Here is an 11,920-nt window from a genome sequence, read left to right as displayed (position 1 = left end):
GCGCACGTCGGGGGTGGGGTTCTCGCGGAGCGCGAACAGCGGGTCGGCTGGGTACCTCGCGGGGCGTCCGGCACGTACGATGGTTCACGACGCCGGGCCGCGGTAGCCCCGGGCTCCACACTCAGCCGCTACGAGCGGCCACGCGCCGAGAGGCGCTCCCGGTCCGGCGTCACTACTTCCCCTCCTGGTGCGAGCGCGACGGCGCACGCCGGAGGGTCGCCGCCCCGGCGAGGACGCCGGGCGCGGGCTGTGAGCGTCCTGAGGATGCGGGACTTTCGCCCCGACGATTCCAGCATCGCTCCGCGCGTCGGCTACATTTGACGAGAGTTCGACGTGCGTTCATCCAGAGATCATCCGACCCGAGATCGTGACCACCCCGGCCGACCGGCCCGTCCGGCGGCCGAGCGGCCCTTGTGGCCGACGCCAGCTCAGACCCCTACCCCGCGTCCCTTCCGGAGCCTCCCGTGCGCCTGCGCCTGACACCGCGCGACACCTCGTTCTTCGACCTTCTCGCCGCCTCGGCGCAGCACCTGGTCACCGGATCAACGCTCCTCGCGGAGCTGCTCGGCGCGGACCGTCCGACGCGCAAGCAGCTCGCGAAGCAGCTCAGCGAGACCGAGCACCTCGCGGACGACGCGACGCACTCGATCATGCGTCGGCTCAACCAGACGTTCGTCACGCCGTTCGACCGGGACGACATCTACGCCCTCGCGTCGGCGCTCGACGACTGCATGGACTTCATGGAGGAGGCGGCCGACCTCATCGTCCTCTACAAGGTGGACGAGCTCCCGGCCCGCGTGTCCGAGCAGGTCCAGGTGCTCCAGCGCGCGTCGGAGCTCACGGCCGAGGCGATGCCGCGCCTGCGCTCCATGGACGACCTCCCCGAGTACTGGGTCGAGGTCAACCGCCTGGAGAACCAGGCGGACAAGGTCCACCGCAAGCTGCTCGCCGAGCTCTTCGACGACGTGTCCGACCCGGTCCTCCTCATGAAGCTCAAGGAGATCGTCGAGGTCCTCGAGCAGGCGGCCGACGCCTTCGAGAAGGTCGCGAACACGGTCGAGACCATCGCCCTCAAGGAGTCCTGAGCCCCGTGGAGGCAGTGCTCGTCGTCGTCGTCGTGGCGTTCGCCCTGGCGTTCGACTACACCAACGGGTTCCACGACGCCGCGAACGCCATCGCGACGTCGGTCTCGACCAGGGCCCTCACGCCGCGTGCGGCGCTCCTCATGGCGGCGGTGTTCAACCTCATCGGCGCCCTGCTCGGCACCGCGGTCGCGCAGACGATCGCGGAGGACATCGTCGCGGTCAACGACGTCCCACCCCATCAGGGCCTCGTGATCGTGCTGTGCGGTCTCGTCGGCGCGATCACGTGGAACCTCATCACGTGGTGGCTGGGGCTGCCGTCGTCGTCGACGCACGCGATCATCGGCGGTCTCGCGGGCGTCGGCATCGCGTCGGGGATCACGGTCCACTGGGACGCGATCCTCGACAAGGTCGTGCTCCCCATGGTCTTCTCGCCCCTCATCGGCTTCGGTCTCGCGTTCGCGCTCATGGTGCTGCTGCTGTGGGTGTTCCGGAACGCGGCGCCCGCCCGGGCGTTCCGCCGCTTCCGCATCGCGCAGACCGCGTCGGCGGCGGCGATGGCCCTGGGCCACGGCCTCCAGGACGCGCAGAAGACGATGGGCGTGATCGTGCTCGCGCTCGTCGCGGGCGGGTTCCAGGACGACAACACGATCCCGCTGTGGGTCAAGCTGTCCGCGGCGACCGCGATCTCCCTCGGCACCTACGCCGGCGGGTGGCGCATCATGCGCACGCTGGGCCGCAAGATCATCGAGCTCGACCCGGCGCGCGGCTTCGTCGCCGAGTCGGTCTCCGCCGTCGTGCTGTACGCGAACGCGTTCATCTTCCACGCGCCGGTGTCGACGACGCACACGATCACCTCCGCGATCATGGGCGTCGGTGCGACCAAGCGCCTGTCCGCGGTCCGCTGGGGCGTCGCGAAGAACATCGGCGTCGCGTGGGTCCTGACCATCCCGGCGGCCGCGCTCGTCGCCGCCGTCGTCTACTGGATCCTCAGCCCGATCCTGCTCTGACCCTGCTCGCGCAGGTCGTGACGCGCGGCCCGGACGAACGACCTCGAGGTCGCCCGTCCGGGCCGCGCGTCCGTGCTGCGTGCGGTCAGTGGAGCGGCGGGGCGACCTTCTCGGCCGCGACGACGCGCGGGCCCTTGGGCGTCCGGGCCACGTGGGCGACGATCATCTCGCCCGGCTCGAGGAACGGGTCGTGCGCCGGCAGCGCGTTCGCGACGGGCCGCCGCGAGTGCTGGCCGAGCACGTCGAGCACGGTGGGCAGCACGGGCCGGTGGGTGCACAGCACCGACGACCGCTCGGCCTCGAGGAGCTCGCGGACGGTCCGCGCGACGCGCGCGGGGGAGCGCTCGTGCTGCGCCTCCGTGAGGTGGTCGATGCTCACGGTCTCCAGCCCCGACGCGCCGGCGTAGGGCGCGATCGTCTGGGCGCACCGGTCCCAGCGGCTCGTCACGACGGTCTCGACGCCGTACGCCGCGAGCACGGGCACCAGGGCGACGGCCTGGGCGTGCCCTGCCGGCGTGAGCGGACGGTCCTGCTCGTCGCCGTGCCACGCCGATCGCGAGACGGCCTTGCCGTGCCGGGCGATGACGACGACGTGCGTCGCCAGCCGCCCCTCCTCGCGCTCGCGCACGAGGGCCTCGAGCGGGGCGCGGTCGGCCTGGCGCGTGAGCCGGTGCGCGGCGTCGTCGGCCGACAGCCACGCCGCGCGGTCGATCTCCTGCGGTGACACCGGCGGGACGGGCGCGCGCGCGGCGAGCGCACCGGCGTCCGCCTTCCGCGACGCCCGGCGCGCCGCCCAGTAGTGCACGCGCTTCACGCGACCCTCGGGCGTGAGGTACTGGAGTCCCGGCAGCGGGACGCCCAGCACGACCGGCTTGCCCGTCTCCTCGGCGACCTCGCGCGCGGCCGCGGCCTGGAAGGTCTCGCCGGGGTCGAGCTTGCCCTTGGGCCACGACCAGTCGTCGTACCGGGGCCGGTGGACGAGGCGGACCTGGAGGTCGTCGTCGCGCACGCGCCACACGAGCGCGCCGGCCGACTCGATGACCGGGGCGTGCGACACGTGCGTGGGGCCGAGGGCGTCCACGAGCGGCAGCCCGCTGCGCAGGGCGGGGGAGGGCACACCCATCCGCTACCGCCTCCCGACGAGCCGGCGGCGCTGTCGCTGCACGAGGCTCGCCTGGAGGTCGACGAGCGGCGTGCCGTCGGGCCCCGACTCGGGCCGGTGCCACGTGCCGTCGGCGTCGAGGTGCCAGGACGCGGTGCGCTCGGACATCGACACGTCGAGCAGGTCGAGCAGCTCGATGACCTGGTCGGGGTCCGTGATGCGCACGAGCGCCTCGACGCGGCGGTCGAGGTTGCGGTGCATGAGGTCGGCCGAGCCGATGAACACCTCGGGCCCGCTCTCGGGTCCCTCGCCGATGGCGGGGCCTGCGGCGTTGGCGAAGGCGTAGATGCGCGAGTGCTCGAGGAAGCGGCCGAGGATCGAGCGCACGCGGATGTTCTCGCTGAGCCCGGGCACGCCCGGGCGGACGGCGCAGATGCCACGCACGACGAGGTCGACCTTCACGCCCGCCTGCGACGCGCGGTACAGCGCGTCGAGCGTCGTCTCGTCGACGACGGAGTTGACCTTGATCTTCACCCAGGCCTCGTGGCCGGCCTGCGCCGCGGCGGCCTCGCGGTCGATGCGCTCGACGAGCCCCGAGCGGACCGTGCGCGGCGCCACGAGCAGGCGGTGGAACCGCGACTGGGGCGCGTACCCGGAGAGCTGGTTGAACAGGCGCGTGAGGTCCTGGCCGACGTCGGGGTCGCACGTGAGCAGGCCGTGGTCGGTGTACAGGCGCGCGGTCTTCGGGTGGTAGTTGCCCGTGCCGACGTGGCAGTAGCGCCGCAGGCCGTCCGACTCCTGGCGCACGACCAGCGAGAGCTTGCAGTGCGTCTTGAGCCCCACGATCCCGTACACGACGTGCACGCCCGCCTGCTCGAGCTTGCGCGCCCAGGAGATGTTGGCCTGCTCGTCGAATCGCGCCTTGATCTCGACGAGCGCGAGCACCTGCTTGCCGGCCTCGGCGGCGTCGATGAGCGCGTCGACGATCGGCGAGTCCCCCGACGTCCGGTACAGGGTCTGCTTGATCGCGAGCACGGCCGGGTCGGCCGCGGCCTGCTCGAGGAACGTCTGGACCGACGTCGAGAACGAGTCGTACGGGTGGTGCAGCAGGACGTCGCGCTCGCGGATCGCGGCGAACACGTCCGTGGGCGACGCGCTCTCGACCTCGGCGAGGAGGCGGTGCGTCGTCGGGACGAACGGCGGGAAGTGCAGGTCCGCGCGGTCGAGGTCGGCGATGAGGTTGAGCCCGGTGAGGTCGAGCGGCTCGGGGATCTCGTACACCTCCTCCTCGACCACGCCGAGCTCGCGCACGAGCAGCGCGCGGATGCGTGGGCTGATCCCCGGCGTGAGCTCGAGCCGGACGGGCGGTCCGAACCGGCGCCGCAGGAGCTCCTTCTCCATGGCCTGGAGCAGGTTCTCGGCGTCGTCCTCCTCGACCTCCACGTCCTCGTTGCGCGTGACGCGGAACAGGTGGTGCTCGCGCACCTCCATGCCGGGGAAGAGGTGGTCGAGGTGCTGGGCGATGACCTCCTCGATCGGCACGAACGACGTCGGCCCGCGGTCGGGTGCAGCGGTCTGCGACGTCGGCGCGCTCGGGCGGCCCCGCGCGTCCACGGCGATGAACCGGGGCAGGAGCGGCGGCACCTTGACGCGCGCGAAGTGCTCCTTGCCCGTGGTCGGGTTGGCGACCACGACCGCGAGGTTGAGCGACAGCCCCGAGATGTACGGGAACGGGTGCGCGGGGTCGACGGCGAGCGGCGTGAGCACCGGGAAGATCTGCTTGCGGAAGAACTTGTGCAGGCGCTCCTGCTCACGCGTCTCGAGCTCGTCCCAGTGCACGAGCGTGATGCCCTCGGCGGCGAGCGCGGGCTGGACGTCGTCGGCGAACACGCGCGCGTGCCGCGCCATGAGGTCGTGCGCGCGCTCGCTGATCGCGTCGAGCACCTGGCGGGGCGAGAGCCCCGAGGCGGCGGTGACCGCGATGCCGGTCGCCATGCGGCGCTTGAGTCCGGCGACCCGGACCATGAAGAACTCGTCGAGGTTGGACGCGAAGATCGCGAGGAACCGGACGCGCTCCAGGAGCGGCTGGCTCGGGTCCTCCGCGAGCTCGAGCACGCGCTGGTTGAACGCGAGCCAGCTCAGCTCGCGGTCGGCGAACCGGTCGTCGGGCAGCGGGCCGAGGCCGAGCTCTGCGCCCACCGGCTCGATCTCGGGTTCCTCCGCGATGTGCTCGGCGATGTGCGCGGCGAGGTCCGGGTCGAGCGTGCGCTGCGTGGACGTGTCGGTCATGGGTTCATGGTGGCACCAGATGGTGAACGGTGCGTGACACGGGTCACCGAGCGGTCGGGCGCGCGTACTGCACGTGCACCGCGCGGCGCGTGAAGCCGGCGCGCTCGTACGTGCGCACCGCGGGCACGTTGTCGCCGTCGACGTACAGCACCGCGGTCGTGGCGCGCCGCTCGGCGAGGTGCGCGAGACCGACGGCGGTGAGCAGCCGGCCGAGCCCCTCGCCCTGGGCGTCCGGGACCACGCCGACGACGTAGATCTCGCCCTCGCGCGCGCCGTCGGGCTGGCCGGTCGGGATCTTGGTCCAGACGAACCCGACGATCCCCGCCGTGCCGGAACCGGGGTCCGGGGTGCGCTCGAGGAGCAGGAGACCGGTCGCCTCGAACCAGTCCTCCCGCATGCGCGCGCGCAGGTCGTCGACGGTGAGTCGGCCCTGCTCGGGGTGGTGCGCGAACGCCGCCGCGTTGACCGCGACCCACGCGGCGTCGTCGTCGCCGGGCACGAACGCGCGCAGCCGCAGGCCCGCGGGGATCTCCGGGCGCGGGTGCACCTCCGGCCCGTCGAGGGGCCGCTCGAGGACGAGCAGCTCGCGCACGACGTCGTACCCCGCCCGCGCGGCGAGGCCCCGGGCCGCCGGGAGGTCGCCGTGGGCCCAGACGCGCAACGGCGGGCGGGGTACCCGGGCGGGCTCGCCGTCGGTCTCCGCGCCGGGGTGCGCCTGCTCGTCGTGGTCGGGGTCGCCCGGGCGCGGCTCGGCCGCGCGGTCGGCCGCGCTGCCGAGCAGGTGGAACCCGAGCCCGTGCCGCCGGTGCTCGGGGCGGACGACGAGCTCGGCGCTCGGCGCCTCGCCGCGCTTGTCCACCTGCGCGTACCCCGCGAGCTCGCCCGCGCGCCACGTGAGGAGGTGCACGACGTCGTCCGTCGCCTCGCGCAGGTTGAGCAGCGGCTGCTCCGAGAGGGCGGCGACGCCGTCCTCGCGCTCGGCGGCGGCGGCGAGGTCGTGGACCTGCGCGATCTCGACGTCGTCGATGAGCGGGCCGGTGTGCCAGAGGATCGCGGTCTCCACCGGTCCATCTTGCCCCCGGCTCCCCGCGCGGCCGAACCCGGGGCGCGCGACCGACGCGTCGTGCCTGGTCGGGAAGGTTCCGCGGCGGGTGACGGTTGTCACGTCCGACGGTTCGCGGCATCGACGACGGAGGGCAGGGGGCGCCATGGGTGCGTGCGCGGTGGAGGAAGCCACGGAGCAGGTGGCGGGGGCGTCGCCCGCGAGGGCGGCCACGGTGCCGGCGGTGCAGGACAGGCCCGGACCGGCACCGTCTCCGGGCGAACCGCGGGAGCCGGCGATCTGGACCCGCAACTTCCGGTACTACTTCACCGCCCGCAGCGCGGGGCTGCTGAGCTGGGCGATGCTGCCGGTCGCTGTCTCCGCGGGCCTGCTCAGCTCCGGGTACGGGCTGGCCGTCGCGGGGTACGCGATGGCGTTCCTCGTCGCCCCGTTCGCGAGCCTCGTGCTGTTCGGCGGCGTGCTCGCCGACCGGTTCACGGCGCGCCGGATGATGATCGTCGCCGACCTCGCGAACCTCACCGCGCACGTGCTCCTCGCGGTCCTCTTCGTGCGCGGCATCGACCACCTGTGGCACCTGTACGCGCTCCTCGTGGTGGCGGGCACCGCCAACGCGCTGTTCCAGCCCGGGGCCGCGTCGACCGTCCCGCTCGTGGCGCGCGACGTGCAGGGCGCGAACGGGATCCTCCGGACCTCCGAGGCGATCACCGGGCTCGGCGGCCCCGCGCTCGCCGGCGTCCTGGTCGGGTTCGGGTCGACGGGCTGGGTCATGATCCTCTCCGCCGTCGCCTACGGGACCAGCGCCCTGTGCCTCCTCGCGCTCCGGCTCGGCGTCGTGCCCGCGCCCCCGGCCGGGGCGGGGCTCTGGCACAACCTCGCCGTCGGCTGGCGCGAGTTCCGCTCCCGCACGTGGCTGTGGGGCGTCATCGTCATCTGGATGGTCTACGCCGTGCTCGCCTGGGGGCCGCAGCTCCCTGTGGCGGCGGGGGTCGTCGTGCCCGAGCACGGCGCGACCGCGTTCGGCATCCTCAACAGTGCGCTCGGCGTGGGGACGGTCGTCGGCGGGCTGCTCGCGATCCGCTTCAAGCCCCGGCGACCGCTCGCGGCCGGGGCCGTCGCGCTCGTCGCCTACCCCCTCTACCCCCTCGGCCTCGTGCTCGGCTGGCCGGTGTGGGCGCTCGCCGTCGCGCAGGTGCTCGTGGGCGTGGGGGTCGGCGTGTGGGGCGTCATGTGGGCGACGAGCGTGCAGACCCAGGTGCCGGGCGACGTGCTCAACAGGGTCCACGCCTACGAGGTCGCGGGGTCGGTCGGCATGTACCCGATCGGCGCCGCCCTGGCCGGTCCCGCCGTCGCCGCGTTCGGCACCGACCGCGTCCTCCTGGTGGGCGCGGTCGTGGGAACTCTCACGGTCGTCGCGCTCCTCGCCGTGCGGCCGATCCGCACGCTCCAGCGCGTCCCGGACCGCCCCTGACGCACCCGACACGGCAGACGGCTCGCGCCGTCCGCGAGAACGACACCACCCGCCGTCGAGCACGACATGGGGGTCGTCAACGTGTCCAGAGCGACCCCCATGTCGTGTTCGGCACAGTGCCGGGTGCCGGGGAAGGTTCGGAGGGGCCCGGTCGTTGAGGGCGTCGTGAGCGAGGTGACGGACGTGCGGGAGACGGTGGACGTCGTGGTCGTCGGTGCCGGGCAGGCGGGGCTGTCCGCGGCCTACCACCTGCGTCGCGCCGGGCTGGACCCGCTCGTGCTCGACGGCGGTCGCGGCCCCGGCGGGGCGTGGCAGGACCGCTGGGACTCGCTGACCATGGCCGAGACGCACGCCGTGCACGACCTCCCGGGCGTCCCCCTCCCGGCCGGGGACCCCGCGGAGCGCGCGAACGTCGCCGTGCCGCGCTACTACGCCGCGTACGAGCGCGAGAACGACCTGCGCGTCCTGCGCCCCGTCACGGTCGACGAGGTGACGCAGGACCCCGACGACCCCGCCCTGCTGCGCGTGCGCGCGACGGTCGGCGCCGGGCCGGACGCGCGCGAGCTCACCGCGCGCACGCGCACCCTCGTCAACGCGACGGGGACGTGGACCCGGCCGTTCTGGCCCCGCTACCCGGGGATGGAGACGTTCCGCGGCCGCCAGCTCCACACGCACGACTTCCGCGCCGCCGAGGACTTCGCGGGGCAGCACGTCGTGGTCGTGGGCGGCGGGGCGTCCGCGACGCAGCTCCTGCTGCAGATCGCCCCGCACGCGTCCGGCACCACGTGGGTCACGCGCCGCGAGCCGGTCTGGGTCGAGGAGGAGTTCTCGCCCGAGCTCGGGCGCGCGGCCGTCGCGCGCGTCGCCGAGCGGACGTCCGCGGGCCTCCCGCCGGGGAGCGTCGTCTCGGTCACGGGCCTGCCGCTCACGGCGCGCTACCGCGCGGGGATCGCGAGCGGGGTGCTGCGCCGTCGGCCGATGTTCGAGCGAATGACGCCGTCGGGCGTCGAGTGGGCCGCGGGCGCGAACGACGACGGCCTGCTGTTCCAGCCCGCCGACGTCGTCCTCTGGGCCACCGGGTTCCGTGCCGCGCTCGACCACCTCGCGCCGCTCGCCCTGCGCGAGCCCGGCGGCGGGATCGTCCTCGACGGCACGACAGCGGGGCGCGACCGGCGGGTGCAGCTCGTCGGCTACGGGCCCAGCGCGTCGACGATCGGCGCGAACCGGGCCGGGCGCGAGGCCGCGCGGGGAGTGCTGCGCGCGCTCGGTGCGAGCCGGAGCGTCGACGGGACGGCGGGATCTCGTCTGCCCCTGGCGGTGTAAGCCCTCGTCAGGGCGGTCCGCCGCGGCCTACGGTGCACCCGTGAGCACCGAACCGCCCGCCCCCGACCCGTCGTCCGCGCAGCCCGTGGCCGCGCCGGGCGACCCCGCCCTCCCGACGCAGCGCCGCACCCTCACGACGCTCGCCGCGACGCAGGTGCTCTCGGGGGTCGGCGTGGCGAGCGGGATCGCGGTCGCGCCGCTCGTCGCGTCCGCACTCTCGGGGTCCGACGCGATCGCGGGGCTCACCTCGACGTCGGGCGTCGTCGGCGCCGCGCTCGTCGCGCTGCCGCTCGCGCACGTCGCGGGGCAGCGCGGGCGGCGGCCGTCCCTGCTGCTCGGCTTCGGCGTCGCGACCGGCGGCGCGGTCCTCGCGACGGTCGCCGTGCTCGTCGGCTCCTGGCCCCTGCTCGTCGTGGCCATGCTGCTGTTCGGGTCGGGCACGGCCGCCGGGCTCGCGTCCCGGTTCGCGGCGACCGACCTCGCGACGCCCCAGCGGCGTGCGCGCGACCTGTCCGTGGTGGTGTGGGCGACGACGGTGGGTTCCGTCGTCGGGCCGACGCTCGCCGGGCTCGCGGACCGCGTCGCCGGCCCGGGCCTGCGCCTCGGCGACGCGCACGCGCAGCACGGCTCGACCGCGCCGAGCGCCGCGCCGTTCGTCCTCGCGGCGGTCGCGTTCGCGCTGGCGGCGGCCGTCGTCGCGGTGTGGCTGCGGCCGGACCCGCTGCTCGCGTCGCGCGCGGCCTCGGACGCGACCTCGGACGCGGCGCCGGGCGCCGCCGCGCCGAGTGCTGTGCCGGCCGACGGCAAGGGGTCGTCGTGGCGCGACGGGCTGCGCGCGGGGTGGGCCGTCGTGTCGGCCAGCCCGACGGCGCGCCTCGCCCTCGGCGCGATCGTCCTGAGCCACCTCGTCATGGTCGGGCTCATGTCCATGACGCCCGTCCACATGAACCACGGCGGCGCGACGCTCCAGGTCGTCGGCCTGGTCATCAGCGCGCACATCGCGGGCATGTACGCGCTCAGCCCGGTCGTGGGGTGGCTCGCCGACCGGGTCGGGCACGCGCGCGTGCTCTACGTCGGGGGCGCGCTGCTCCTCGCCGCGGCGGTCGTCGTGGCGGGCGCGCCGGGCGAGGACTCCGCGCGGTTGACGGTCGGCCTCGTGCTGCTCGGGCTCGGGTGGTCGTGCGGGCTCGTCGCCGGGTCGGCGCTGCTCGTCGACGCCACGCCCGGTCCGTCGCGCACGTCCGTGCAGGGCCTCTCCGACCTCGCGATGAACACGGGCGGCGCAGTCGGCGGCATCCTCGCCGGGGCGATCATCGGGTTCTCGTCGTACGGCGCGCTCGCCTGGGGCGCGGCGGCGCTCGTCGTCGTGTGCGCGGTCGTGGCGGCGCCGCTGGCGCGGCGGGCCACGCTGCGCTGACGGAGGCCGGGCTCACTGAGGCCGGGTTGACGGAGGCCGGGTTGACGGAGGCCGACGAGGTCGGTACTCGCGGCCCAGATCGGCACATCCGGCCGAGACCGGCAGTTGCGGCTGCCGATCTCGGCTGGAAGTGCCGACGTCGCGGGGCGCCCGGTCAGGGGCGGAGCGCGGCGGGGAGGGTCGTGCGCTCGTCCCGGCGGAGAGCGCCGGCCTGCGCCGGCGTGAGGAAGAGCGCACGCGAGAGGTCGGCGCCGCGCGCGTCGGCACCGCGCAGGTCCGCGCCGAGGAGGTCGACGGCGTCGAGCCGGGCGCCGCGCAGGTCGGCGCCGAGCAGCAGTGCGCCCCGGAGGTCGGACCCGGTGAGGTCGAGCCCGCGCAGGTCGGCACCGACGAGGTCCGCGCCGGGTCGCAGGCGGCGCCGCACGCCGCCGTCCGGCACCCGGTGCCCGACGGCATGCCCCGGCTTCCGCCGGTCGTGGCCCGCGGCGGGTCCTCGGCCGCCTGCGGACCGCGATCCGGCGTCCGCCGCTTCCCGACGGGGAACCCGGCGCGTCACGCCGCGCCGGGCGGAGTCGCGCACGAGCACGCTCGCGCGGTCGACCAGCGGGCCGACGTCGCGGCGGACGGCGCTGACGTCGAGCGCGAGCAGGGCGGCCGGGGCCAGGTCCGCGAGGGGAGCGGTCTGTGCGAGGGCGCGCCGTGCGTCGTCGTGCACGGGCGCCGCGGCGGGCAGCGAGAGCACCTCGGTCAGGTACCAGAGCAGCTCGTGGAGCTGCGTGACGACAGGGAGCGCGGCGAACGCGTCGCGTGCTGCGGCCGGGTCGTCGTGCCACGTAGCGCCGCCGTGCGCAGACCCGACGGCCGCCGTCACGCGCTGGCCCGCACCCAGGCAGTCGTACGCGACGCAGCCGGGGAACCCGGACTCGCGCAGCCGGGCGTGAATGCCGCAGCCGAAGTCCTCGCGCAGGTTCGGGCACGGGGTGCCCGCGGGCTTGTCGATCGCGAAGTCGGCGGAGCGCACGAGGTGCAGCCCCACGCAGCACAGACCGGTGCAGCGCGCGCAGTCGCTGCGCAGGTCGAGCTGCTCGACGAGGAGGACGCGACCGTCGGCCGCGGGAACGGGTGGCACGTCTCGACGCTACGCCGTCCGCGGGACGCCGGGCACG

The 11,920-nt window shown here is 74.9% G+C and carries 9 protein-coding genes; 5 read left to right on the top strand and 4 right to left on the bottom strand.

Translation table 11 applies throughout. From position 1 onward, the window contains the following. Positions 1-464 precede the first annotated feature (464 nt). Positions 465-1,085, top strand: a complete 621-nt coding sequence (locus tag A0J59_RS16295) for a DUF47 domain-containing protein (RefSeq protein ID WP_047231395.1) — start codon at positions 465-467, stop codon at positions 1,083-1,085. A gap of 5 nt (positions 1,086-1,090) precedes the next feature. Further along, entirely contained in the window at positions 1,091-2,092 is a 1,002-nt protein-coding gene (locus A0J59_RS16290) for an inorganic phosphate transporter (protein ID WP_047231396.1), read from the top strand. 85 nt (positions 2,093-2,177) lie between these two features. On the opposite strand, the gene A0J59_RS16285 is transcribed toward A0J59_RS16290, so the two are convergent. The 3 genes from A0J59_RS16285 to mshD are packed head-to-tail and all read right to left on the bottom strand — an operon-like array spanning position 2,178 to position 6,546. Beyond that, the gene (locus A0J59_RS16285; protein ID WP_082919111.1) at positions 2,178-3,215 is read right to left on the bottom strand and encodes an NUDIX domain-containing protein; all 1,038 of its coding nucleotides are present in this window, start codon (positions 3,213-3,215) and stop codon (positions 2,178-2,180) included. Positions 3,216-3,218: 3 nt separating this feature from the next. Next, positions 3,219-5,483 carry an RNA degradosome polyphosphate kinase gene (locus A0J59_RS16280; protein WP_047231397.1) on the bottom strand — a complete coding sequence of 755 codons (2,265 nt, stop codon included), beginning with the start codon at positions 5,481-5,483 and terminating at the stop codon, positions 3,219-3,221. 43 nt (positions 5,484-5,526) lie between these two features. After that, positions 5,527-6,546, bottom strand: a complete 1,020-nt coding sequence (mshD, locus tag A0J59_RS16275; RefSeq protein ID WP_064316812.1) for a mycothiol synthase — start codon at positions 6,544-6,546, stop codon at positions 5,527-5,529. 223 nt (positions 6,547-6,769) lie between these two features. On the opposite strand from mshD, the gene A0J59_RS16270 reads away from it, so the two are divergent. The 3 genes from A0J59_RS16270 (at position 6,770) to A0J59_RS16260 (ending at position 10,754) form a co-directional block, all read left to right on the top strand. After that, positions 6,770-8,014: an MFS transporter gene (locus A0J59_RS16270; protein WP_064316817.1), complete on the top strand. Its 1,245-nt coding sequence runs from the start codon at positions 6,770-6,772 to the stop codon at positions 8,012-8,014. A gap of 165 nt (positions 8,015-8,179) precedes the next feature. Continuing rightward, positions 8,180-9,337: an FAD-dependent oxidoreductase gene (locus A0J59_RS16265; RefSeq protein WP_255365280.1), complete on the top strand. Its 1,158-nt coding sequence runs from the start codon at positions 8,180-8,182 to the stop codon at positions 9,335-9,337. A 40-nt stretch (positions 9,338-9,377) separates the two neighbouring features. Next, on the top strand, positions 9,378-10,754 hold the full coding sequence (locus A0J59_RS16260; protein WP_082919108.1) for an MFS transporter: 1,377 nt from the start codon (positions 9,378-9,380) through the stop codon (positions 10,752-10,754). Between the two features lie 154 nt (positions 10,755-10,908). On the opposite strand, the gene A0J59_RS16255 is transcribed toward A0J59_RS16260, so the two are convergent. Further along, the gene (locus A0J59_RS16255) at positions 10,909-11,883 is read right to left on the bottom strand and encodes a pentapeptide repeat-containing protein (protein WP_064316811.1); all 975 of its coding nucleotides are present in this window, start codon (positions 11,881-11,883) and stop codon (positions 10,909-10,911) included. Positions 11,884-11,920 lie beyond the last annotated feature (37 nt).

This window comes from Cellulosimicrobium sp. I38E (assembly GCF_001647255.1).
GTDB lineage: Bacteria > Actinomycetota > Actinomycetes > Actinomycetales > Cellulomonadaceae > Cellulosimicrobium > Cellulosimicrobium cellulans_E.
This window is presented reverse-complemented; position numbering and strand designations above follow the sequence as displayed.